The organism is Delftia sp. 11MD (assembly GCF_050907895.1).
GTDB classification, from domain to species: domain Bacteria; phylum Pseudomonadota; class Gammaproteobacteria; order Burkholderiales; family Burkholderiaceae_C; genus Comamonas; species Comamonas tsuruhatensis.
In genome coordinates, this window is record NZ_CP194333.1 from 16,594 (window position 1) to 40,749 (window position 24,156).

At 66.1% G+C, this 24,156-nt stretch carries 20 protein-coding genes; 5 read left to right on the plus strand and 15 right to left on the minus strand.

Going from position 1 to position 24,156, the window contains the following annotated elements; translation table 11 throughout:
* Positions 1–11: 11 nt before the first annotated feature.
* Positions 12–1,160, minus strand: a complete 1,149-nt coding sequence (locus ACRSCF_RS00065) for an efflux RND transporter periplasmic adaptor subunit (RefSeq protein WP_016447268.1) — start codon at positions 1,158–1,160, stop codon at positions 12–14.
* 315 nt (positions 1,161–1,475) lie between these two features.
* Between ACRSCF_RS00065 and ACRSCF_RS00070 the strand changes: the two genes are divergently transcribed.
* Both ACRSCF_RS00070 and dinG read left to right on the plus strand, forming a co-directional pair.
* The gene (locus tag ACRSCF_RS00070; protein WP_244387682.1) at positions 1,476–1,907 is read left to right on the plus strand and encodes a hypothetical protein; all 432 of its coding nucleotides are present in this window, start codon (positions 1,476–1,478) and stop codon (positions 1,905–1,907) included.
* A 69-nt stretch (positions 1,908–1,976) separates the two neighbouring features.
* Complete coding sequence (gene dinG / locus ACRSCF_RS00075; protein WP_083281183.1) at positions 1,977–4,151, plus strand: ATP-dependent DNA helicase DinG; 2,175 nt, start codon at positions 1,977–1,979, stop codon at positions 4,149–4,151.
* Between the two features lie 1,550 nt (positions 4,152–5,701).
* Here the strand turns inward: dinG and ACRSCF_RS00080 are convergent.
* A complete protein-coding gene (locus tag ACRSCF_RS00080) occupies positions 5,702–6,334 on the minus strand; it encodes an acyloxyacyl hydrolase (protein WP_034365435.1) in 633 nt (210 codons plus the stop codon).
* Between the two features lie 178 nt (positions 6,335–6,512).
* Positions 6,513–7,058: a Spy/CpxP family protein refolding chaperone gene (locus tag ACRSCF_RS00085; protein WP_016447272.1), complete on the minus strand. Its 546-nt coding sequence runs from the start codon at positions 7,056–7,058 to the stop codon at positions 6,513–6,515.
* Between the two features lie 310 nt (positions 7,059–7,368).
* Between ACRSCF_RS00085 and ACRSCF_RS00090 the strand changes: the two genes are divergently transcribed.
* Positions 7,369–8,406, plus strand: coding sequence for a recombination-associated protein RdgC (locus ACRSCF_RS00090; RefSeq protein WP_034365433.1), 1,038 nt, complete (start codon positions 7,369–7,371; stop codon positions 8,404–8,406).
* Between the two features lie 64 nt (positions 8,407–8,470).
* Here ACRSCF_RS00090 and ACRSCF_RS00095 read toward each other — a convergent pair whose 3' ends face one another.
* From ACRSCF_RS00095 to ACRSCF_RS00130, 8 genes are all read right to left on the minus strand, one after another.
* Entirely contained in the window at positions 8,471–9,658 is a 1,188-nt protein-coding gene (locus ACRSCF_RS00095) for an acetyl-CoA C-acyltransferase family protein (RefSeq protein ID WP_244387683.1), read from the minus strand.
* 123 nt (positions 9,659–9,781) lie between these two features.
* The gene (locus ACRSCF_RS00100; RefSeq protein ID WP_034365430.1) at positions 9,782–10,570 is read right to left on the minus strand and encodes an enoyl-CoA hydratase/isomerase family protein; all 789 of its coding nucleotides are present in this window, start codon (positions 10,568–10,570) and stop codon (positions 9,782–9,784) included.
* A gap of 9 nt (positions 10,571–10,579) precedes the next feature.
* Positions 10,580–12,415 carry an AMP-dependent synthetase/ligase gene (locus tag ACRSCF_RS00105; RefSeq protein ID WP_244387684.1) on the minus strand — a complete coding sequence of 612 codons (1,836 nt, stop codon included), beginning with the start codon at positions 12,413–12,415 and terminating at the stop codon, positions 10,580–10,582.
* Positions 12,416–12,560: 145 nt separating this feature from the next.
* A complete protein-coding gene (locus ACRSCF_RS00110; protein WP_016447277.1) occupies positions 12,561–13,379 on the minus strand; it encodes an ABC transporter ATP-binding protein in 819 nt (272 codons plus the stop codon).
* A gap of 25 nt (positions 13,380–13,404) precedes the next feature.
* Positions 13,405–14,586 (minus strand): ABC transporter substrate-binding protein, encoded by a 1,182-nt coding sequence (locus tag ACRSCF_RS00115; protein ID WP_244387685.1) that lies wholly within the window; start codon positions 14,584–14,586, stop codon positions 13,405–13,407.
* 36 nt (positions 14,587–14,622) lie between these two features.
* Positions 14,623–15,660 (minus strand): branched-chain amino acid ABC transporter permease, encoded by a 1,038-nt coding sequence (locus tag ACRSCF_RS00120; RefSeq protein ID WP_034365427.1) that lies wholly within the window; start codon positions 15,658–15,660, stop codon positions 14,623–14,625.
* A gap of 22 nt (positions 15,661–15,682) precedes the next feature.
* Positions 15,683–16,564, minus strand: coding sequence for a branched-chain amino acid ABC transporter permease (locus tag ACRSCF_RS00125; RefSeq protein ID WP_016447280.1), 882 nt, complete (start codon positions 16,562–16,564; stop codon positions 15,683–15,685).
* Positions 16,561–17,445 carry an ABC transporter ATP-binding protein gene (locus ACRSCF_RS00130; protein WP_061287545.1) on the minus strand — a complete coding sequence of 295 codons (885 nt, stop codon included), beginning with the start codon at positions 17,443–17,445 and terminating at the stop codon, positions 16,561–16,563. The genes ACRSCF_RS00125 and ACRSCF_RS00130 overlap by 4 nt, the downstream gene beginning before the upstream one ends.
* 130 nt (positions 17,446–17,575) lie before the next feature.
* On the opposite strand from ACRSCF_RS00130, the gene ACRSCF_RS00135 reads away from it, so the two are divergent.
* Positions 17,576–18,397, plus strand: coding sequence for a TetR/AcrR family transcriptional regulator (locus tag ACRSCF_RS00135; protein WP_324622879.1), 822 nt, complete (start codon positions 17,576–17,578; stop codon positions 18,395–18,397).
* 200 nt (positions 18,398–18,597) lie between these two features.
* Here the strand turns inward: ACRSCF_RS00135 and ACRSCF_RS00140 are convergent, their stop codons facing one another.
* From ACRSCF_RS00140 to ACRSCF_RS00150, 3 genes are read right to left on the minus strand one after another with little or no spacing between them, the layout of a single operon-like run.
* Positions 18,598–20,223 (minus strand): ATP-binding protein, encoded by a 1,626-nt coding sequence (locus ACRSCF_RS00140; RefSeq protein WP_016447283.1) that lies wholly within the window; start codon positions 20,221–20,223, stop codon positions 18,598–18,600.
* A gap of 14 nt (positions 20,224–20,237) precedes the next feature.
* Positions 20,238–20,675, minus strand: a complete 438-nt coding sequence (gene cueR / locus ACRSCF_RS00145) for a Cu(I)-responsive transcriptional regulator (protein WP_034368566.1) — start codon at positions 20,673–20,675, stop codon at positions 20,238–20,240.
* A 21-nt stretch (positions 20,676–20,696) separates the two neighbouring features.
* Complete coding sequence (locus ACRSCF_RS00150) at positions 20,697–20,891, minus strand: heavy-metal-associated domain-containing protein (protein WP_012201975.1); 195 nt, start codon at positions 20,889–20,891, stop codon at positions 20,697–20,699.
* Positions 20,892–21,191: 300 nt separating this feature from the next.
* Here ACRSCF_RS00150 and ACRSCF_RS00155 point away from each other — a divergent pair, with 300 nt between their 5' ends.
* Positions 21,192–22,895 carry a methyl-accepting chemotaxis protein gene (locus ACRSCF_RS00155; protein ID WP_016447285.1) on the plus strand — a complete coding sequence of 568 codons (1,704 nt, stop codon included), beginning with the start codon at positions 21,192–21,194 and terminating at the stop codon, positions 22,893–22,895.
* A gap of 105 nt (positions 22,896–23,000) precedes the next feature.
* Here ACRSCF_RS00155 and ACRSCF_RS00160 read toward each other — a convergent pair whose 3' ends face one another.
* On the minus strand, positions 23,001–24,119 hold the full coding sequence (locus ACRSCF_RS00160) for an alkene reductase (protein ID WP_034368550.1): 1,119 nt from the start codon (positions 24,117–24,119) through the stop codon (positions 23,001–23,003).
* Positions 24,120–24,156: the final 37 nt, after the last annotated feature.

Genomic DNA, 24,156 nt, shown 5'->3' on the forward strand with positions numbered 1-24,156 from the left:
CCTTGCCGCGATCAGAGCAGCTGGCTGGCTGCGCCGTCGAGCAGCAGGCCACCGCGCACGACGATCTTCTCACCCGACTTCAGGCCCGACACCACGGGCACCATGCCTCGCGAGGGCCGGCCCAGTACCACGGTGCGGGCCTCGAACTGCAGCTCGCCGGTCTGCACGAAGACGATGCTGCGGCTTTCATCCTTGATGAGCACGGCCGTCACGGGGATCAGCATCTCGTGCTCGTTGGAGACCTGCAGGCCCACGCGCGCCTGCATGCCGGAACGCAGCACGGGGTTTTGCGCATCGAGCTGCACGATGACGGAGGCGCGGCGCGATTCCTTGTCCAGCGTGGCGCCCAGGTGGCGCACCGTGCCGGTCAGGGGCTTGGGCAGCTGCGGCACATCGACCTGCACGGCACTGCCCAGGCGGATGCCGGGCAGATCGCTTTCAAAGACATCAGCCACCACGTTCATGGCGGAGGGATCGCCGATCAGGAACAGCTCGCCGCTGGGCTCGACCGAGGCGCCGACCACGGCCTTGCGCTCGGCCACCACGCCGGCGCGCGGCGCACGCAGCACCAGCCGGTCGCCGCCGCCTTGCCCCAGCAGCGCCGACGTGCCCTGGGCACGCGCCAGCTCCTGGGCCGACTCGCGCAGCTTGGCCTGGGCCGCGCGCAGATCCACCTCCACGCCCACGCCCTTGTCCACCATGGTCTGCTGGCGCCGCACTTCCACGGTGGCCACGTCATGCGCGCTGCGGGCAGCTTCCACTTCGTAGCGCACGCGCAGCGCCTCGGGGCTGACCAGGGTGGCCAGCTCGTCGCCGGCCTTGACGATGTCGCCCACGTGGGCACGCACGGACACCACGCGCGCGGCCAGCGGCACCGAGACGGTGGCCACGCGGTCCTCGGCAAAGGTCACGCGCGCCGGCGCCCAGGCCATCTGCGTGCCCTGCGGATCGGCCACCGCGGCGATGTCCAGCATCTTCAGCGACTCGGGCTTGACCCGCACCACGCCGGCGGGCGCGGGCGCCTGCGCGGCAGGCTCGTTCTGTGCCGATGCCTTGGATGCATCGCAGCCCGCCACAAGGCAGGCCACGGCGATGACGGCGCATGCCGAGGCCGCCGGAAACCGGGCTGCCGTGGGCAGGCCCGCAAGTGTCTTGATCATTCTTGCCCCTTCAATCCATGCCTGGAGCGCAGGGACTGCAGCGAGCCGACCCTTGTCTCCTGAGATGAAACAGATGCTAGAAAACGCATCTTCCGGCGTGCGTGAAGCCTTCATTACCGTTTGGTAAGGCACTCGCATGCCCTGGGCTCGCCCCCGGGACCTGTCCCCGGCGGGGATGGTCTGTGCCTTTGGCGGACTTTTGCGAGATCCGGCGCGGTCCGCGGCGCACAGCCTGCGCGGTCCCGGACCTGCCGCCTGGCGTGGGACCCAGGCCAGGCCGCAGCGGCGGCAGACCTGTGGATATCCCGGGGAAAAATGCACCCTGCAAAGCCAGAGATCTGCACAGGCCCTGTTTTCCACAGTGGTGACAACTTCCATCACCTTCTGCAAATTGCAGCAAACCTGAATCCGCGAAAAATTCGTTGCAAATCAACGATGAATCGCGACAATTACTCCATCAATCCACAGGCATGCCAACAGCATGCACACAAGATTGACCACAGGCCGCACACCCTGGCAGCTGTGGGCAAGACTGTGGATGCAGCCACGCGCACAGCCATCAACGGCCATGGGAACAATCCAGGAACAGCCGGTGGACAGATGTCCATCCCGGCCACCGATACCCACCTGTACGCACATGCGATTGGCGGGTGCAGTGATCCATATGACGTGCAGCTTGTAGGCTGTACGGCATACGAAAAACGCGCTTTGTGCGCTGTATTCCATAAGATTTCGCATCTTATTTAATACATATCACTGTACGAATCCTTATAAACAGACGGACCAAAGTGATCCATCTGGTCGAAATACGCCGAAATGCATGAAAAAAAATGGGCTGACCAAGCCCTGAAATCCTTCGATGACGTGGTCGGAGCCATCCCGGGGTTCCGAAATCGTGAGGGGCAGCGAAAAATGGCAGCCCAGGTCGCGCAGACCTTGAGCCAGGCCCAGCTGGGAAAAATCGATGAGGGCGCGCCGGAGCCCACCCGGTCCATTGCCGTGGTGCAGGCCGGAACGGGGGTGGGCAAATCGCTGGCGTACAGCATTCCCGCCATTTCGATGGCGCTGGCGCGCGGCACCCGGGTGCTGATTTCCACGGCCACCGTGGCCCTGCAGGAACAGCTGGTGAACAAGGATCTGCCCGCGCTGGCCCAGCAGCTGGAGCAGCCCTTCAAGTTCGCGCTGGCCAAGGGCCGGGGCCGCTTTGTCTGCAAACTGAAGCTGGAGCGGCTGGCCAGCACCGGCGAGGCCCAGGACGAGGATCTGGACGATCTGTTCGCCGAGGAAAAGGCCCAGGCCCAAAGCCGCGTGGCACGCCCGGCCCTGGAGCTGGAGGCGCGCATGCAGTTCTACAAAAGCATGGCCAACGCGCTGGCCAGCCAGGCCTGGGACGGCGACCGCGACTCGCTGGAAACCCCGCCCGAGGCCGAGGCCTGGAGCCCCGTGGCGGCAGAATCCTCGTCCTGCACGGGCAAGCACTGCCCGGCCTTCAGCAACTGCGTCTACTACGAGCGCCGCAAGGACCTGGTGGCCGCCCAGGTCATCGTGGCCAACCACGATCTGCTGCTGTCCTCCCTGGGCGCGCGGCTGCTGCCCGAGCTGGACAACTGCCTTCTGGTGCTGGACGAAGCCCACCATCTGCCCGCCACGGCGCTGGGCCAGTTCGCCGGCGAGATGGACCTGAGCCGCCTGGGCTGGATAGACAAGCTGACCAGCCGCGCCCTGCGCGTGAATACCCTGGTCGAAGTGGAGGAACTGGCCGACCTGCCCAGCCATGCAAGCCAGCTGCGCCAGCAGCTGCAGGAACTGGCGCGCCTGGTGATGGAGCTGTACGGCGATACGCTCAAGTCACAAAAGGACAGCTGGGGGCCGGCCCGGGTGCGCGTGCCGCGCGGCATGCTGCCCGAGCCCCTGCTGGAGCCGCTGGGCAGGGCGGCCCACCATGCCAACAGCTTTCTGGACGCGCTGCGCGCCATCTCCAAGGCGCTGCGCGCCGCCATCAAGGACAATCCAGAGGAAGCACGCAGGCTGTCTACAGCTTATGCACAGGTTGGCGCACTGGCACCCCGCCTGGAATCCGTCTATGACACGGCCCAGTTGCTGATGCAGCAGCCGGCGCAGGATGACGACAGTAGCCGCGTGCCCAATGCCAAATGGTTCACGTTGGAGACAGATGGCGAGTACATCGTGGTCAAGGCCCATGCCAGCCCCATCCTGCCCGGCGCCACGCTGCGCCATCACCTGTGGTCCCAGGTGCGCGGCGCGGTGCTCACGTCGGCCACCTTGACCAGCTGTGGACAATTCGACTTCTTCCTGCGCGAGGCCGGCCTGCACGACGATGCGGCCGTGACCACGCTGGAAGTGCCCAGCCCCTTCGACTACGCGCGCCAGGGCACCCTGGTGGCGCGCGAGACCGTGGCCGACCCCAAAGAGGCCGCCCGCTTCACCCAGGAGATGGTGGACGCGCTGCTGGGCGACCTGTCCCACGTGCAGGCCGGCGCCCTGGTGCTGTTCACATCGCGCGAGCAGATGCGCCTGGCGGTGGATGCGCTGTCCACGGCCATGCGCTCGCAGGTGCTGGTGCAGACGGCCATGCCCCGCGCCCTGCTGCTGGCCCGCCACCGCGATGCCGTGGAGATGGGCGAGCCCTCCATCATCTTCGGCATGCAGTCCTTCGGCGAGGGCCTGGACCTGCCCGGCGCGCTGTGCGAGTCCCTGTTCATCACCAAGCTGCCCTTTGCCCCGCCCGATGACCCCGTGGGCGAGGCCCGCGCCGAATGGCTGCGCAGCAGCGGCCGCAACCCCTTCAACGAACTCGTGGTGCCGGCCACGGCGATACGGCTGGCCCAGTGGGTGGGCCGCGCCATCCGCACCGAGGAAGACCAGGCCCATGTGTATTGCTATGACCGGCGCCTGGTGAACACCAGCTATGGCCAGCAGCTGCTCAAGGGCCTGCCGCCCTTTGCCCTGCAGCGCCGCCCGGCACGCTGAGCCCGACCCTGTGGAAAGCATGCGAAAAACAGGCCGCGCCCTGTCGCCACTGCATTCCTTTGCATACGCAAGTCATTGATCACGGCTGGTTTTTTCAATCAGCGAGCTTGCCGATTGCCCACAGGCCACTTGCACACAGCCTGTGGGCAACCGTATTTCCCGGCTCCCGCATCTCCCTGCATGCCTGTGCAGCACGTTCCCCTGATCCCGCTGGATCTCGCAGACCGTGCCTGCTCCCCGGCCCCGCCATACCCGCCAACAGACCCCTCCAACAGGCCTGTGGAACGCCCAGGACGCGCTTGCGCGGGCAACCCAGGGCCTGACAGCTGCCAAGCCTCCACGGTCCTCTGCAGGCCGCTGAAGCGCTCGGGCTGATTCACATCCTCTTGCCCTGGTGCGCCAGCAGCCATCACTTTTCGTGATTGCCCTTGCCTGGACTGGATCTGCTGCTCCTGATCTGGATGCGCAGTCCTCTTGCAGGCCGGCAACAAGGGGTTGAATTTTTTTGAATGGCCGAACACTGCCTCTGGCGCATCCGCTTGCGTCCGCCTGGCAGGCCGCTTTTTCCTGAAGTCTTCCACGTCCAGTGCACAGCCCGTTGTGGAAAAGCGGCCGTTCCACAGCGTTCCTGCGTGTCCGCGAGGAAGTCTTGTCTTCGTGCGTCTTCGTGCATACGGCCATGGCGCGCGAGCCGTTCCGGAATTTTTTGAACACAGGCGCGCCAATTTCGCTGGAGCAGTCCCTCGTCTGGACATGCCCAGGCTCCAGACAACCTGGCACGTCTGTTTTTTTTGAAAAACCGTTCGGCCTTCGCTTCCCGCGTGACTTCGCCTTCGGTTGTTCTTTGATCTTCTTATAAAGAATAGTCGTAGTAGTAAAGGCATGACATCTCTGTGGATAACTCTCTATTCCTCAAAAAAAACAATGTCTTGCCCGATTGAAAAACATGTGATCAAAGCCCTGTTCCCGGTGTCTCCCGAACGGGGATAGTTTGCCTGTTTCGATTTTTTCTGTGGATAACTGTTGAGTTGGTCTTCATCTATCCACAGTTTTGTGCGAGGTGAATTTTTTCCTTTATTGAACTTCAAGTTGTTGATCTAAAAGGATTTTTTTGTTTACCAAGGTGAAAACAAGACTTGCCAGACATGGATGAGCACATGGTCTGGCAGTGCTGTGACCTGTTGACAGGCCGTTTTTCCTGATGGACCGGCTGCCTTTTTTTATCCAGAACGGTCTTGCCGCTGTGAAAAACCGCCCTTGGCTGTTATTCCTATCTCTCTTATTTTTTAATTAGTAGTAGTAGTAAGTGAAGTGCTTAATTGTTGATAACTGAATTTATCTTATAAAAATCAACAACTTAAGACATTTCAAACCCTGTGGTGGATGCTGCTTCGCTGCTGCACCCGTTTTGGGCACAACTTTCCATGGCGCATCCTCCTTGTGGATAAGCATGGATTTACGAGTTTTTTATGCCCAGGTTTTTCCACAGGGTGGTTGAGGACAAAAAAAGACCACCTCGAAGGTGGTCTTGCCGGGATCTGCAACCGTGATCAGAAATGGTGGGCGTAGCGCAGCTGCAGGAAGTTTTCGCCGGGGTTGGGCTTCTTGATGCCAGCGTTGGAATGGTGCTCCAGCCTCAGCACCAGTTCATGCTGGCCTTGGTTGCCAAACAGGTAGCCCACGCCGATATGGGTGGCGAAGTTGTAGCGGGTCGGGAATTCCTTCTCGTCCGTGACGTAGCGCCGGTTCAGTGCCCAGCTCAGACCCACGCCGGTTTCTGCAAACCAGGGCGACTGTCCGTTGCTGCCACGCCAGCGCAGCGTGGGATTGATGCCCACCACCCAGGTGCTGCGGTGGCTGCCTTCCAGGGGGGCGGACCATCGCGCGCCCCAGATATCCCAGTAGCCGCTGAGCTGGCCGCCCCACAGCGCATGGCGCCAGTTGCGCCAGGGCACGGTAACGCCCAGGGTCCAGCTGTCGGCGCTGCGCTCGGCTGCGCCATATTGCAGGTACAGGGAAGGGGTGGATTCCGGCGCCAAGGATTGCGCCTGGGTCGCCATCGGCAGGACAGCGCCTGCGAAGGCCAGCATCACGGTCGCTGCCAGGCGTGCTGGCGGATGGATGCGTGCCTTGGCGAGGCGCTGGTAGCTGGATGGCGTCGTTTGAATGATTTTGAGGGCCATGTGATCTTCTCCGGGGGCGGCACACGTTGCTGTGCCTGTAACACTCTAGGGAGGCTGGTGAAGACCGGGGCGTCAGCAAAAAAGCCCTTGCACTGTCGGTCGCCCGACAAGGCGTCCGTGCAAGGGCTGGCTCAAGCAATCCGGCTGCCCGCCGGTGGCAGGCAGGCCAGGCCGGCGCTTACTGGGCAGGTGCCGGGGCAGGGCGGGCCTGGCCGCTCTTGTGGTCATGGCGCGGGCCGTGGCCCATGCCGTGGTGGCCGGGGTGGCCCTTGTGCAGCGTGGCGGCATCGAAGGTCTTTTGCTGGTTGGCGTCCAGCTGGGCGTAGAAGGCCTTGGTGGCTTCGCCGCGGCGATCGGCATCGGCCGCGCGCTGGGCGCGCATTTCACGCATCTTGTCGATGCGCTGGGGCGTGGTCAGCTTGGCGAAGTCCTCGCGCTCCATGCGCTGGGGACGCTCGCCGGGCTTGAAGGTGGCCGCATAGGTGTTCCATGCGGTCTCCTGGGCCGGCGTGAGCTTGAGGTCGGCCTTGAGCTTGGCGATGCGCTGCTGCATGTGCTCGCGGCGCTCGCCGGGCTTGTGCATGGGACGTTCGGGCTTGGGCGTGGTGGCTGCAGCCGGTGCTGCCGGCGCGGCGGTCTGGGCGTACGAGGGCAGGGCGAACGAGGCCAGCAAGGCGGTGGCAGCTGCGGCGCTGGCGAGGGTGCGGCGGAAGGTGGTGGTCATTCCAAAATCCTTTCTGGAGAGGGTGACTGAAGGCCGCCGTCAAGGCACTTGGCGGGCCCTGTGCAGCGGATGGTTGAAGTGTGGTCGTCCGATGTATCGGGGCCGTGTGGTTTTGCGCAGGGCTTGTAAAGAATTGACAAGCTTGTGCAGCGCTGTCCGGCGCCAGGCATGCACAATGGCCGGGCGGGGCGCCAAGGCATGGCGCCCCTGCTGTTTTTTCTGTTTTCTCCCTCTGGATGGAGGCGGCGCAGCCCGGTGTTGCACACCCCTGCTGCGGCGCAGCCGCAGTCCGTCCGAGCAAAGGTTCGCTATGTTCAAAAACATGATCGTCTATCGCATTGCCGAGAGCTGGCAGGGCGATTTGCAGCAGCTTGAAGAAGCCCTGGGCAAGAGCCCGTTTGCCGAGTGCGGCGCCACGCAGGAGCGCAGCGCCGGCTGGGTGCCGCCGCGCGGCGAGCCCCATGGCCCGCTGGCCGAGTCCGTGGCCAATCAGTGGGTGATGCGCTTCATGACCGAGGCCAAGATGCTGCCGGCCAGCGTGCTCAACCGCCGCGTCAACGAGAAGGCCGCCCACATCGAGGCCACCGAAGGCCGCAAGCCCGGCAAGAAGGAAAAGAAGGAACTCAAGGACGAGGCCAAGCTGGACCTGCTGCCCATGGCCTTCACCAAGCAGGGCGCCATGTGGGTCTGGCTGGACCCGCAGGCCCGCACCCTGGTGCTGGACACCGGCAGCCAGGCGCGCGCCGACGAGGTGGTCAGCTCGCTGGTGGAGGGCCTCACAGGCTTTGCGCTGGCCCTGGTCGATACGCAGACCAGCGCACAGGCCGCCATGGCGCACTGGCTGACCACGCAGGAAAGCCCGGCCGGCTTTTCGATTGACCGTGAATGCGAGCTCAGGGCCGCCGACGAATCCAAGGCCGTGGTGCGCTATGCGCGCCATCCGCTGGACATCGACGAGGTGCGCCAGCACATCGAGCACGGCAAGCTGCCCACGCGCCTGGCGCTGACCTGGGACGACCGCGTGAGCTTTGTGCTGACCGAGGGCCTGCAGATCCGCAAGATCGCGCTGCTCGATGCCGTGATGGAAGGCCAGTCGCAGGACGACGGCGGCTTCGATGCCGACGTGGCGATTGCCACGGGCGAGCTGTCCAGGCTCATCCCCGATCTGATCGAGGCGTTGGGCGGGGAAGGGCGCACGGGCCTGGGCCAGGATCTTCCCGCATCGCTGCAGACGCCTGCTGCCCAAGCTCCCGCGACGGCACCGCGCGCAGCGGAATCGGGCCGTGGAGCGCTGACGGGGCCGGCCACGGCACCCGTGGACACGGCGCCTGAAGAAGCGCCGTTCTGAGCCAACAGCCGGGCACCCGGGCCGGCAATGTTTCATGTGAAACATCGCCGCGCCCCCAGGGCGCTCAGACCCTTTCGAAGATGGCTGCGATGCCCTGGCCGCCGCCTATGCACATGGTCACCAGCGCATAGCGGCCGCCCGTGCGCTGCAGTTCGGCGATGGCCTTGGTGGTGATGATGGCGCCCGTGGCGCCGACCGGGTGGCCCAGCGAGATGCCCGAGCCGTTGGGATTGACCTTGGCCGGGTCCAGCGCCAGTTGCTGGATCACGGCGCAGGCCTGGGCCGCAAAGGCCTCGTTGGCCTCGATGACGTCCATGTCTGCAATCTTCAGCCCCGTGCGCTGCAGCACCTTCTGCGTGGCCGGCACGGGGCCTATGCCCATGTAGGCGGGGTCCACGCCGGCATGGGCGTAGCCGACCAGGCGCGCCAGCGGCTTCAGTCCCAGGGCAGCCACGCGATCGCCTGCGGCCAGTGCCACGGCGGCGGCACCGTCGTTGATGCCCGAGGCATTGCCGGCCGTCACGGTGCCGCCTTCCTTGCGGAAGGCCGGCTTCATGGCGCTGAGCACTTCGATGGTGGTGGCCGCGCGCACATGCTCGTCGGTGTCGAAGACCACGACGCCCTTGCGCGTGGCGATTTCCACGGGAACGATCTGCTCCTTGAAGTGGCCGGCCGCGATGGCAGCGGCCGCGCGCTGGTGGCTGGCCGCTGCCAGTTCATCCTGCATTTCACGGCTGATGTGGTAGCGCTCGGCCACGTTCTCGGCCGTGATGCCCATGTGCATCTTCTGCCAGGGATCGTGCAGGATGCCCAGCATGTAGTCGATGCTCTTGGCGTCGCCCATGCGCGCGCCCCAGCGGGCGGCCTGGTCGAAGTAGGGGCCGCGGCTCATGGACTCGCTGCCGCCGCCGATGGCCACGTCGCAATCGCCCAGCGCAATGGCCTGGGCGGCCGAGACGATGGCCTGCAGGCCGGAGCCGCACAGCCGGTTGACGTTGAAGGCCGGCGTCTCGATGGGGCAGCCCGCATCGATGGCGGCCACGCGCGAGAGGTAGGCGTCCTTGGTATCGGTGGGGATCACATTGCCCATGACCACGTGGCCGACGGCGTCGGGCGCCAGGCCCGCGCGCTCCATGGCCGCCTTGACGGCCGTGGTGGCCAGCTGGGTGTTGGGTACGTCCTTGAGGCTGCCGCCGAAGGTGCCGATGGCGGTGCGCGCAGTGCCGACGACGAAGACGTCGCATAGGGTCATGGTGAAGCTCCTCGAAGCGATGAACACGGGGGTGGCTTGCATTGTGCCGGGCGGGCGCAGTCTTGCGCAGCCACCTCGGTGTCAGGCATGGATGGTCCCCTGCCCGCCGATCCTCACAGGCCCTTACCGGCCTTCGAATTGCGGCGCCTGCTTGGCGTGGAACGCCGCAATGCCGCGCGGCAGGTCGGCCGTGCGCGCACAGGCATCGAAGGCGCAGGCCTCGGCGGCCAGCTGGTCGCGCAGGCTGCGGTCCAGGCCCGCGCGCATGAGGCGGCGCATATGGCCCAGCGCCACCGTGGGACCGGCGGCCAGGCGTTGGGCCAGCTGCTGCACGGCGGCGTCGAGTTCGGCGCGCGGCAGGACGCGGTTGATGAGGCTCAGGCGCTGCGCTTGGGCGCAGTCCAGGGTCTCGCCCAGCATGGCGATCTCCAGCGCGTTGCGCAGGCCCACGATGCGCGGCAGCGCCCAGGAGGCGCCCACGTCGCAGCTGGCGCCCAGGTTGATGTAGGCCAGGTTGAAGCGTGTGCCCTCGGCCGCGCAGACGAAGTCGGCCTGCAGCATCAGCGACAGGCCTGCGCCTGCCGCCGCGCCATGCACCTTGGCGATGACGGGCGCATCAAGCTGGCCCAGCAGCGCCACGGCCTCGTTGAGCGGCGCCAGCAGCTCGGCCGCGCCGCGCACGGGGTCGGCGGCCAGCGTGTCCAGGTCGCCGCCCGCCATGAAGGCGCGGCCCGCGCCTTCCAGCACCACGCAGCGCAGCGCGCGGTCCTGGGCCAGGGCGCGCACGGCGTCGCGCAGCGCCAGCGCCATGGGCACGTCGATGGCGTTGAGGGCGGCGGGGCGGTGGAAGGTCAGCGTGGCGATGGCGCCTTCGCGCTGCAGCCGCAGCGGGGTGTCTTGCGTATCGGTCATGGGAGCGGATCAGTGGTACAGGGCGTCGATTTCGGCGGCGTAGGTCTTGTAGATGGAAGAACGGCGCACCTTCATCGTGGCCGTGACTTCGCCATCGTCGTGGTCCAGCTCCTTGGTCAGCAGATGGAAGCGCCGCACATGCGAGACCTGGGCCAGGCGCGCATTGCCCTGTGCGATCTCGGCCTCGATGAGCGCGCGCACCTCGGGCATCTCGGCCAGGGAGCGGAAATGCGTGAAGGCAATGCGCCGCGCCTGTGCCCATTGGCCCACGGTCTCGTAGTCGAGCTGAACCAGCGCGCCCACGAACTTGCGGCCCTCGGCCACGACGATGCACTCCTTGATGAAGGGGCTGGCCTTCATGGTGTTCTCGATCTCCGAGGGCGTGAGGTTCTTGCCGCCGGCGGTGATCATGATGTCCTTGAGGCGGTCCACGATGCGCAGCTGGCCGCCCTGCAGGCGCACCACGTCGCCCGTGTGCAGCCAGCCGTCCTGGATGCTTTGCGCCGTGGCCTCCGGGTTCTTGTAGTAGCCCGCGAAGACCATGTCGCCCTTGATCTGCAGTTCGCCGCTGTCGTCACCCTCGTGGCCCGCGCTGCTGCCGAGGCTGGCAATGCGCCATTGCACGCCTTCGGTGGCCACGCCCACGCTGCCCACGGACACGTCGTCCAGCCGGTGGCCCGTGACCATGCCCGTGGATTCGGTCAGGCCGTAGACCTCGATCAGCGGCACGCCCAGCGTGCGGAAAAAACGCACCACGTCGGGTGGTATGGGCGCGGCGCCCGTGAGTGCCACGCGCACCTGGCGCAGGCCGATGAAGTTCTGCAGTGCGCGCAGCACGCTCCAGTAGCTGGCGGCCCAGGTGAGGTGTTCGGCCAGGCTCCATTGCCTGCGGGGCTTTTCGGCCAGCGGCGCGCAGGCCGCCATGGCACGCCGGTAGAGCGTGCGGCGCAGCGGCCCGGTCTCCTGCATCTTGATGCTGATGGCCGCATGCAGCTTTTCCCAGATGCGTGGCACGCCCAGGAACATGTTGGGCGCGACTTCGCGCAGGTCTTCCTGCACCGTGCGGATGGACTCGCCGAAGTGCACCTGCGAGCCCAGGTAGACCGGCACGAAGCTGGTCAGCATCTGCTCGGCCACGTGGCACAGCGGCAGGTAGGACAGGTGGCGCGTGCCGCCATCCAGCCTCAGCCGCTCGGCAATGCCGGGCACCACGCCGCGGATGTTGCGGTAGGTGATCATGGCGCCCTTGGGCTTGCCGGTGGAGCCCGAGGTGTAGATCATCAGCCCCACGTCATCCAGCGTCTGGCGTGCCAGCGCCTCTTCGATGGGGGCGCGGCTGGCGGCCTGGGCGCCCAGGCGCTCGACCTCGTCGAAGGTGGTGATCAGGGCGCGCAGCTCGGGCGCAAGGCTGCGCAGGCCCTTGGTCTCCATGACGATGATTTTCTGCAGCTGCGGCAGCTCGGGCAGGGCGGCCAGCAGCTTGTCGGTCTGCTCCTGGTCCTCGCACACCATGATGGCGATGTCCGCGTGTCCGGCCACGTAGGCGACCTCGGGCGTGGGACTGGTGGGGTAGACGCCCACGGTGATGGCGCCGATCAGGCCCGCGCCCATCTGGGCCAGCACCCACTCGATGCGGTTCTCGGAGATCACGCCCATGTGGCCGCCTGGCGGCAGGCCCAGCTGCGCCAGGCCCAGCCCGAAGTGGCTGGCACGCTCGTGGTAGCGCGCCCAGCTGGTGGGCTTCCAGATGCCGAAGTCCTTTTGCCGTATGGCCACGCGCTGGGCATCGCTGCGCGCGCGTTCGGCCAGCATCTGGGGCAGGGTGAGTTCGGGAAGGTTCTTCATATCAATGACCCATCGCGCTGCCTGTGACACTGGCGTGCCCCCACACGGGAGCACCGAGGAAGGGCCGCCCCGCACCGAGGGTGCTGTCCCCCTCCCTCGCGAAGCGGGAGAGAGGGGGAAGGCGCGAAGCGACTCAGGGGGTGCTTCATGACAACCAGCGCTTGCGGCGCTTGTAGTGCTTCAGGTCGCGAAAACTTTTTGCCTCGCCGCCACCACCCATGCCCAGGTAGAACTCGCGCACGTCGGCATCCTGGGCCAGGCGTTCGGCCGGGCCGTCGATGACGATCTTGCCGTTCTCCATGATGTAGCCGCTGTGTGCCACGGCCAGGGCCACGGTGGCGTTCTGCTCGACCAGCAGCATGGAGGTGCCGCGCTCGGCATTGATGCGCGCGATGATGGTGAAGATGTCCTCCACCAGCTTGGGCGCCAGGCCCAGCGAGGGCTCGTCCAGCAGCATGAGCTGGGGCTCGGCGATCAGCGCGCGGCCAATGGCCAGCATCTGCTGCTCGCCGCCCGACAGGTAGCCGGCCAGGCCTTTGCGTCGCTCATGCAGGCGCGGGAAGTAGCTGTAGACCAGGTCGAAGTCGGGCTTGACTTGATGGCGGCCCGTGAGCGCGTAGGTCGCGGCCACGAGGTTTTCCTCCACCGTGAGGTCCTCGAACACGCGCCGGCCCTCCATCACATGCGACAGCCCCAGGCGCACCAGCTGCTGGGGCGCGTACTGCGCGGTGGACTGGCCGTTGTAGCGCACGCTGCCGCTGGCCAGCAGGCCGTCCTCCAGCGCCAGCAGTCCGGAGACGGCCTTGAGCGTGGTGCTCTTGCCCGCGCCGTTGCTGCCCAGCAGCGCCACGATCTGGCCGCGCGGCACGGCCAGCGACAGGCCCCGCAGGGCCTGCACGACCTTGTTGTAGATGACCTCGATGTTGTTGATTTCGAGGACCTTGTCCGTGGGCTGCTCGGTCATGTGCGGGCGTCTGTTCGGACGACGGTCAAAGTGCGATCCAGTCGGACGCAGGCAGCATCTTCTGCGCCTTCATGTCCGCCTTGTAGACGCGGCCCACGGGGATGGAATTGCCCTTGATGGTGATGGGCACGCCGATCAGTCCGCCCGTGTCGAAGTCCTTGATGGAGTTGAGCGCTGCCTTGAGGTTGGGGCCGGTGAGCGGCTTGCCCGCGTCCAGGCAACGCCTGGCCGATTCCACGAACAGCATGGCCGCCAGAAAGCCCTGGATATAGGCCGTGCTCTGGTACTCGGGGCGCAGCGCGCGGATCTTGTCCAGCATGGGCGCCTTGGCCGAGGTGTCGTAGTAGTAGCGGTAGGGCATGACGCCCATGAAGCCGTCGCCGGCCTCGCCCATCTTCATGACGGTGGAGCTGTCCATGGTCCAGAAGGTGCCCATCCATCGGCTGGTCATGCCCATCTGCTTACCCTGCTGGATGAACTCGGGAATGGGCGCGAGGATGTAGCCGTGGAAGATGGTGTAATCGGGCGCGGCGCGGCGCAGCTTGATGACTTCGGTGGACACGTCCACGCTGCCGGGCGGCGTCATCAGCTTGGCCACCATGTTCAGGCCCAGCTTCTTGGCGGCCGCTTCGCTGGCCTCGATGGGGTCGCGGCCGAATTCGGAGTCGGAGTAGACGAAGGCCACCTTGGCGCCCGGCTTTTCCTTGGCGATGTGCTTGAGCAGGATGCCGAACATCTCCGTGTAGTCGGGCCCCACGAGGAACTGGTTCGGGTACTTGGCCGGGTTGTTGAGCTCGGTGGCGAAGGAGGCGCCCGCCATGAGGATGGCGCCGTTGCGGTCCAGCTCCGGATTGATGGTCTTGGAAAAGCCCGTGGAGTCGCCGTAGTAGAGGTTGACCTTGTTCTGGCTGGTGATCTTCTTGAACGCGGCCACCGAGACATCGACCTTGTAGCCCGTGTCCTCGGGCACGTAGCGGACCTTGCGGCCCTTGATGCCGCCGGCCTCGTTGACGATCTTCACGTAGTCGCCCATGCCGGCATTGATGCCCACGCCCGCGAAGGCGAACACGCCCGTCATGGGGATGGAGCCGCCGATCACAATGTCTTCGCCGCCAGCCTGGGCGCGGGCGGCCAGCGGCGCGGCCAGGCTGGCGCCGGCCGCCAGCAGCAGGCTGCGGCGGCGCGAGGAAGTCGTGTGTTGCTGCATGCTTGTCTCCTTTTGCTTGTCGTGCGCGGCGCCGCCTCAATTGCGGAAGGGCCACAGGTGGAAGAAGCGGCGCAGGCGCCGCCACATTTGTGCGAGCCCCTGCGGCTCGAAGACCAGAAAGACGATGATCAGCAGCCCGAACACCATGGTGCGCACGGGCGACAGGAAGACGGTGAGCTCGGAGCCGCCGGGCAGCAGGTCCACGATGAGCTTGAGCAGCTCCGGCACCATGGTCATGAAGACCGCGCCCAGGATGGAGCCCAGGATGGAGCCCATGCCGCCGACGATGATGGCTGCCAGAAAGAAGATGGACATCAAGAGCGGAAAGCTCTCAGGCGTGACCACACGGAAGAAGTACGCCCACAGCCCGCCCGCCACGCCCGCGTAGAACGAGGACAGCCCGAACGACAGCAGCTTGTAGCGCAGCAGCGGTATGCCCAGCACCTCGGCCGAGATGTCGCGGTCGCGGATGGCGATGAAGGCGCGGCCTGTGCGCGTGCGAAACAGGTTGGCCGCGCCCAGCAGCATCAGCAGCGTGACCGGCACGATCACCCAGTACAGCCGGAACGACGTATCCAGCGCCACGCCGAACACCGTGGCCGGCTGCAGCGTCAGGCCCGCCGTGCCGCCCGTGAGCCTGAGGTTGGCGAACAGGAAATGGGCGATGAACGAGGCCGCGATGGTGGCAATCGCCAGGTACAGGCCCTTGACGCGCAGCGAGGGCAGGCCCACCACGATGCCGCCCAGCATGGCCACGAAGCCGCCCGCCAGCAGGTTGAACAGCACGGGCGTGCCCCAGCGCGCCTGCACGATGGCCACCGTGTAGGCGCCCAGTCCCATGAAGGCAGCCTGGCCCAGGCTCACCAGGCCCGTGTAGCCCGTGAGGATGTTCAGCCCCGTGGCGCTGGCCACGTTGATGCTGACCAGGCAGGCCAGGTACAGCCAGTAGTCGCTGGCCATGAAGGGGAACAGCAGCAGCAGCGCGCCGGCCACGGCCAGCCAGATGCGTTGCGTGCGGGAGTCGAACAGCGCCGCGTCGGCGATGTAGCTTTCCTTGAGGGTGCCTATGCGCATGCTGCCGTCCTTGCGAAACTGTCTAGAGCCGCTCGATCTCGTGCGTGCCGAACAGGCCGTAGGGCCTGAGCATCAGCACCACGACCAGCACGATGAAGGTGGCCAGCAGCTTGTATTCGCCGCCCAGGTAGGCGCCGGCCAGCGCCTCCACCAGGCCGATGAACAGGCCGCCGACCAGTGCGCCCAGCACGCTGTCCAGCCCGCCCACGATGACGACCACCAGCACCGACAGGCCGAACACGCCCATGCTCGACGAGATGCCGCCGATGGAGCCGACGATGATTCCCGACACGGCGGCGATCATGGCCGACACCACCCAGGCCAGCGAGAACACGCGCGGCACGTTGATGCCCACCGAATAGGCCGCTGCCTGGTCGCTGGCCGTCGCACGCAGGGCCACGCCGCCGCGCCAGTAGCGGAACACCAGCAGCACGGCCGCGATGAAGACCACGGCCACGGCTGCGCCCCAGGCCACCTTGGGCGCGAGAAAGGCCTCGCCGATCATCACGGGCTGCGTGGGCATGAACTCGGGCAGGCGGCGCTGGTCGGCCGTCCAGATCAGCTCCACCAGGCCCACCAGCACCGAGGCCAGGCCCACGGTGACCATGAACACCGAGATCGGCGGCTCGCCCAGCAGCGGCCGGATCATGGTGCGCTCGATCAGCGCGCCCAGCAGCCCCGTGCCCAGCACGGCGGCGGGAATGGCCAGCCACAGCGGCAGCGCGAACATGGCCGCGAAGGTGAAGAACAGGTAGGCGCCCACCATCAGCAGCTCGCCGATGGCGATGTTGACCACGCGCGTGGCCTTGTAGACCACCACGAAGGCCAGCGCGGCCAGCGCATACAGGCCGCCGCCGGCCAGGCCCGTGAGGGCAATCTCGAACAGGTAGGCCCAGTCCATCATGCGGCTTCCTGTGCCAGGGCAGGCTGCGGCGTGGCGGGCTCCGGCCGGGCGGACGCGCCGCGCAGCCGGCGCCGCAGCTCGCCCACATCACCGGCGCCCAGGTAGGCCCGGTTCACCTCGGGATCGGTCTGCACCACGGCGGGCGTGCCCTGGGCGATGACCTGGCCGAAGTTGAGCACCACCACATGGTCGGACAGGTCCATGACCATGCCCATGTCGTGCTCCACCATGAGCACGGTCACGCCCCATTCGGCGCGCACGTCCAGGATGAAGCGCGCCATGTCCTCGGTCTCCTCGCGGTTCATGCCGGCCACGGGCTCGTCCAGCATCAGGATGCGCGGCTGCATGGCCAGGGCGCGCGCCATCTCCACGCGCTTTTGCAGGCCGTAGGACAGGGCGGCCACGGGCGCATGTCGGATGTGGTCTATCTCCAGGAAATCGATGATGCGCTCCTCGATGTCGCGGCGCAGCTCGGCCTCTTCGCGGCGAGCGCGGCCCAGGTAGAGCAGGGCATCGAACACGTTGGTGCGCAGGTGGGCGTGGCGGCCCAGCTTGATGTTGTCCAGCACCGTCATGCCCCGGAACAGCGCAATGTTCTGGAAGCTGCGCCCCAGGCCCAGCCGCGCGCGGCGCGGCGCCGGCACGCGCGTGATGTCCTCGCCCTGGAAGCGGATGGAGCCGCCCGTGGGCCGGTAAAAGCCCGAGATGGTGTTGAACAGCGACGTCTTGCCCGCGCCGTTGGGACCGATCACGGCCGTGATCGAGCCGGGCTGCACATCGAAGCCCACGCCCGACAGCGCCTTCACTCCGCCAAAGGCGAGCGTGATGCCATCGACCTGCAGCAAGGGGGCGGGCGGGCCGCCGTCGGGGTGTGTCTCCATGGCTGTCTCGTGCGTTGGTTCGTCGAGCCGGGCAGGAGCCTACTGGTGCGTAGACTGCTTACTTTGGAGTAGATTCTGGTTGTCGCCCACCGCATGCAGCATCGGTGATTTCCCCGGTGCGACCGCCGCCATGAAGCCATCGAGCCCTGAAACCAAGACCCGACCCAGCCCCAGCCCCAGCCCCAGCCCCAGCCCCAGCCCCAGCCCCAGCCCCAGCCCCAGCCCCAGCCCCAGCCCCAGCCCCAGCCCCGGAACCCGCGCCCGCAAAGGCCGTGCGGCGCCCGCCGTGGACTCGCCCTGGAGCGGCACGCCCGACCGCGAGCAGCAGCGCGAGGCCAAGCGCCAGGCCGTGCTGCAGGCCGCCGCGCAGCTGTTCAACGAGCGCGGCTTCTCCGCCACCTCGCTGGACGACATCGCCGCGCGGCTGGGCGTGAGCAAGCCCACGCTGTACTACTACGTCAAGAACAAGGACGAGATCCTGCTGCAGTGCGTGAACCAGGGCCTGGCCATGACGCTGGAAGGCATCGAGGCCTCGCGCCGCGCAGGTGGCCAAGCCGTGGACCAGCTGCGCGCCTGCATGCAGGTCTATGCGCGCATCGTCACCATGGACTTCGGCATGTGCCTGATCCGTGTCGGCGACGAACAGGTCCCCCCCGACAGCCGCCGCGAACTGCGCCGCCAGAAGGCCGCCATAGACCAGGCCTTCCGGCGCCTGGTGGCCGCCGGCGTGCAGGAGGGCTCCCTGGCCCCCTGCGACCCCAAGATGACCGCCTTCGTGATTGCCGGCGCGCTCAGCTGGATAGGCCGCTGGTACCAGCCCGGCGGCCAGTACTCGGCCGAGGAAGTGGCGCAGCAGTGCATTGATACCTTGATGGGGGGGGTGTTGCGCAGGGCGGAGCCTGCTCGGCGCGCGGCCTCCGCAAAGCGCGCGGCAAACCCTTCCAAGGATTGAGCCGAAGCCGCACATGCCCGCAGAGCTTTGGTTCTATAGAGGTGTTTCCAAGAGCCTAAAAGAGCCTCCGGCAATTTTGGGGCGCTTTATAAGTCGTTGTGGTTAAACAGTTTTTCGCACTCTCTAAAAGAGGCTAAAGAACTTGGCATCTTTTGGACTCATAGACCGGTCTTGATGCCACGGCCCAAACGCTGCAGATATCAATCCGACAAATGCCATCGTGCCCAACGGCGCGCACCCATCAGCTGGAGGCGCCCCTCATTGCGCAGCTCTTTCAGCAAATCCTGAACGGCACTCATTGGCAAGGACGGCAGCACCTGCCGCAGTTCGGCCAGCGCAGCGCCATGCTCTCTGTGCTTTGTGAGGTGTTTGAGCAGCAGCGCCTTGTTGGTCTCTCTGTCCAGGCCGCGTTGCCGGGTATGCGTTCCTTTGGCGCCCAAAGACGCATACAAGGCCTCGGACAGGATGTAGCGCGTCCCTTTGCCTCGACCTATGGATTCCACCGCTCCCGCCGCCAGCAGGCCTGCAAGGCGTTCCCTCAAAGGGGCAGACAGCGGCTTTTCCTGTTGCAGGCATTCCAGCGCGAGGTAGTCCAATGTCGAGAAGCTGCTCAGCTTCTCTTCGCCGAGGTGCTCCATGAAGCGTACGAAGGCCGGGTTGCGCACCCCACCTTCCAGGGTCAGCCGTACTTCGTGGGCGGATGTTCCCGCAAGGCTGGGCAGGGGCTTGCCTTGTCGCACGGCGCTTTCCACCATCAGGTTCAGGCCTTGACCAGAGCGCTCGATCAAGCCGCAGCGGGCGAGGGCTTCGGCGAGTCTGCGATTGCGCGGATTCTGTTGATCAATGATGTTCTCGGGCGTGATTCCGGGAGGCAGCCCTCCCGGGCTGATCACCTCCAGCCGCTTGGAAAATTGCCTGACGAAAATCGAGCCACCCAAGCGATAGTCCCGATGGGCAACCGCGTTCAGGAGCGCTTCCCGGACCGGAACCTCGGCAAATGTCGGCAGGTCCATGCGGAAAAAGTCGTCCTGGTAGCTTTGGCGGTCATTGCGCAAGTTGATCTTTTTCCAGAGCGCGTCCTGCCACGCAAAAAAGCCCTCTCGAAATTCCTCGCGATCGGCAGCCGGTCCTGCAGCTTCGGACGACCGGTATTCAAATACCAGCTCCGCCTGGGCCAACCATCTTGTCAGAGCCGCTCTTTTGCCGAACAGGATGAGCGCGGCATAGCTCACCTGATTGCCTTCTACGAGCAACTCTGCATCCCGCAAGGTCTGTTCGTCGCCCAGTTCGCGTCTGCGAGGGGTATTGCCTTTGCGAGCCCAGCGCTCCCGGAACAATGCAATGGATGACGGCTCCAGATCCTCCAGCGTGGCCCCTGGGCATGGCTGTGCCGAGAAGTCGGGGCCGGTTTCATCGAAGATGGCCCGCAGTTCTTGCGCGCTCATTGCCGCCAGATCATCGCCGGCCCGTTTGAGAAAGCTGCCGTCGATCTGCCATGCCGTGCCGGGCAGCCGGGAGGGCACACGCACAACCAGCACACGGCCTTGCGGCAGGCGCAGTTCCTCAACAGGGATACGGTGGCCCAGTCTCTGGTGCAATCCGGCCTCGGTGCGGCCCGGGTCTTCGAACGCCTGCGTACCTACGATGAGGCGAGGTCGTTTGTCGGTCACACCCAGCACGATGGCGCCGCCGCCTTCGTTGGCCAGGGCTACGCAGTACTTGAGCAGTTTTTCAAAGTCATAACGCTGCTTGGCTTCCTTGAACTCAAGCCGCTGACCTTCAGGCTCAAGCAACCATTGGTGAAGCTGGGTGGGCGTGGTGAGCATGACCACAGCTTAAATTAAGCGCCGCTTCCCACTGTGTCGGGCGCCGCCAGATCATCCAATATCGGGCAGTCCGGCCGGTCGTCGCCGTGGCAGCATTGCACCAGGGTCTTGAGCGTGCGCTGCATGGCCTGCATGGCGGCGATGCGCTCGGTCAGTGCGTCGATGTGGCGCTGGGCGATGTTCTTGACCTGGCTGCTGGCACGGCTCTTGTCCTGCCACAGGCCCAGCAAGGTGGCGATCTCGTCCATGGAGAAACCGAGGTCGCGGGCGCGGCGGATGAAGCGCAGGGCGTGCACGTCGGACTCGGCGTACTGGCGGTAGCCGCCGTCCGTGCGGTGCATGGGCGGCAGCAGGCCCTGGGCTTCGTAGTGGCGCACCATGCGCGCCGAGACACCGGCGCGGCGCGCGGCCTCGCCGATGGAGACGGGCCAGTGCTGTGCTTGGGCGGACATGGTGCGTGTCACTCCGGGGACTCAGGCGACCTTGTAGCCTTCTTCGGCGATGGCCGCGCCCAGCGCCTCGCGGCTGGCGCTGCTGTCGACTTCCACGCGCTGGGCTGCGCGATCGATTTTTACCTGGGCCTGGTCATCCACGCCCTGCACGGCCTGGGTGACGGCGCGTTCGCAGTGGCCGCAGGTCATGCCCTGCACGGTGAAAACATGTTGCATTTCTAGCTCCTGGTTGGGGCGCGCCGAAGTGGCGCAAGCCATGGACGGCATGTTGAACCCTGACACCATGGCAAGGTCAAGCGTCTGGCTGGGCAAGGGTTGATTTGGCCCAACTCGATGTGAGTCGGCCGGCTCAATGATCCGCTGCAATGGCCGATAGATCGAAAAGAGCCGTGAATATGCAAAAACCGTCATAGACCATTGGCGATCATCTGACAAACTGCAACAATTTGTATTTACGTTGGCGCTATGCATTTGGAGACCGTGCGTGCGCCCTGACTGACAGAGAGGAAAACGGTCATGAACTTGTTGGGAATGATGCGGGCTTTCACGATCCGCACGCGGATGCTGGGTGCCATCGCCATGGTGCTGGTGCTGCTGGGTCTGCTGGGCGGAGCCGGGATGCTGGGCATGTTCCGCATCCATGGCATGAGTCAGCAGTTCATGCATACCTCGTACGCCAAGATGGGCTACATGGTGGAGTTGCGCGCCGAGCTGGGCGCGGTGCGCGCCCATGAAAAGGACATGATCATCCAGTACGAGCGTGCCGACGAGGTGCGCAAGGCCCACGGGCAGTGGCTGGCGGCCATCGAGCGCGTCAAGGCCGTGGCGGGGCGTTTTCTGAAGGACGAGGACCCTGCCGACGATGCCATCGTCAGCGGCATCTCCGACCGTGTGGACCGCTACCGCCAGCAGTTCGAGCACATTGCGCGCCAGCTGGAGGCCGGTGGCTACGACACGGCCACCACGGCCAACCGCATGAGCGGCAAGGCCATGGCCGAGGTGGCCGAGGTCGAAAAGCTCATCGCCCAGCTCGACCAGCTGCTGCGCCAGCAGGTCGATGCCATGGCCGCCGAGGAGCAGGGCGTGGCCGAGCAGACGCAGTGGATCTTCGTTGCCGCCGTGGTGCTCACGGTGCTGGTGGTGGTGCCGCTGACGCTGATGAACATGCTGTCCATCTGCCGCCCCCTGGTGCAGGCGCGCCAGACGGCGCTGACCATCGCCCAGGGCGACCTGTCGCAGAGCGTGAAGGTGGAGGGCAAGGACGAGGTGGCCGACCTGCAGCGCGCGCTGGACCAGATGCAGCAGAGCCTGGGCTCCATGGTGACCCAGGTGCGCGATGCCAGCGGCAACATCGCCACGGCCAGCCAGGAGATCGCCACGGGCAACCAGGACCTGTCCTCGCGCACAGAGCAGACGGCCAGCAATGTGCAGGAGACCGTGGCCTCGCTGTCCCAGCTCACGGCCACGGTGCAGCAGACGGCATCGTCCTCGCAGCTGGCCAACCAGCTGGCGGCCTCTGCCTCGACCACGGCCACGCGCGGTGGCGACGTGGTGGCCCAGGCCGTGGTGAGCATGCAGGAGATCACGACCTCCAGCCGCAAGATCGGCGACATCATCGGCCTGATCGACTCCATCGCCTTCCAGACCAACATCCTGGCGCTGAACGCCGCCGTGGAAGCGGCGCGCGCCGGCGAGCAGGGCCGCGGCTTTGCCGTGGTGGCGGCCGAGGTGCGATCCCTGGCCCAGCGCTCGGCCCAGGCGGCCAGCGAGATCAAGGCGCTGATCCAGACCAGCGTGCAGGCCGTGGACGTGGGCGTGCGCCAGGTGGAGGATGCTGGCAAGACCATGAAGGAGATCGTGGACAGCGTGCAGCGCGTGGGCGACATCATTGGCGAGATCACGGCGGCTTCCAGCGAGCAGTCGGGCGGCATCGGCCAGGTCAACCAGGCCGTGGGCGACATCGACCGCATGACGCAGCAGAACGCAGCCCTGGTCGAGGAATCAGCCGCCGCTGCCGAGTCGCTGCGCGAGCAGGCCGCGCGCCTGGCGCAGGTGGTGGGCCAGTTCCGCATTGCCGGTGCGGCCGTGGCATCCATGGGCTCGCATGCTTCCTACGGCCGTCCCTCCCAGGGCCAGCCCAGCCTGGCACCGGCCGCAGGCCGCGCCTCGCTGGCCTCTGGCCGTGACACGCGCGAGACCCAGCTGCTGGAACACGCCTGAGATAGCGGACGCAGGGACAGGGGCCCGGCCCCTGTTCCACATGAATCGTCTGGATAAAAAAAGCGGAGTGCGATGCACTCCGCTTTTTGTTTGTGCGGCCGCCAATCAGGCCTGGCGCGCGAACGGGTAGTCGATATAGCCCTCTGCGCCGCCGCCGTAGAACAGGCTGGAGTTCCAGGGGTTCAGCGGCAGGTCGTCGTGCAGGCGGTGGACCAGGTCGGGATTGGAGATGAAGGCCTTGCCGAAGGCCACGATATCGGCGTGGCCGCTTTCCACGGCGCGCAGGGCCATGTCGCGGTCATAGCCGTTGTTGACCATCCAGGCGCCCTGGCCACCGGCCTGGCGGTAGGCGGATTTGAGGGCCGCGTAGTCGAAGGGCCGGTCCGGCAATTCACGCGGGCCACCGGTGGAGCCTTCGATGATGTGGATGTAGGCCAGGCCCAGCGGCGCCAGCTGGCGCACCACGTATTCGAACAGCGGCTGGGGATCGGCATCGGCGATGTCGTTGGCCGGCGTCACGGGCGACAGGCGTATGCCCACGCGGCCGCCGCCCACGGCATCGGCGGCGGCGCGCGTGCATTCGAGCAGCAGGCGGGCGCGGTTCTCGATGCTGCCGCCGTAGTCGTCATCGCGCTGGTTGGCACCGGTCTTGAGGAACTGGTCCAGCAGGTAGCCGTTGGCGCCGTGCAGCTCCACGCCGTCGAAACCGGCCGTCTCCACGGCATTGCGCGCGGCCACGGCGAAGCTGTGGACGATGGCGGGAAGCTCCTGCTGGGCGAGCGCGCGCGGCGCGGAGGTGGGCACGAACTGGCCCTTGCCCGAGTCCTCGTCGATCACATAGGTCTTGGATCTGGCCGCCACCGGGGACGGTCCCACGGGCGCCTGGCCTTCGGGCTGCAGCGAGGTGTGCGAGACCCGGCCCACATGCCACAGCTGGGTGACGATGCGCCCGCCCTCCTTGTGCACGGCGTCGGTCACGCGCTTCCAGCCGTCGAGCTGCTCGCTGCCGTACAGGCCCGGCACATGGGCATAGCCCTGGCCTTGGTGGCTGATGGCCGTGCCTTCGCTGATCAGCAGGCCGGCGCTGGCGCGCTGGGCGTAGTAGGTGACCATGATGTCGTTGGGCAGGGCCTGGGGTGCGCGGTTGCGCGTCAGCGGCGCCATGGCGATGCGGTTGGGCAGGCGCAGTTCGCCAGCCTGTATGGGTTCGAACAGAGAGGTCATGCAACGGGGCTTTCTGTGCGTGAAGCAAAAGCGCCGC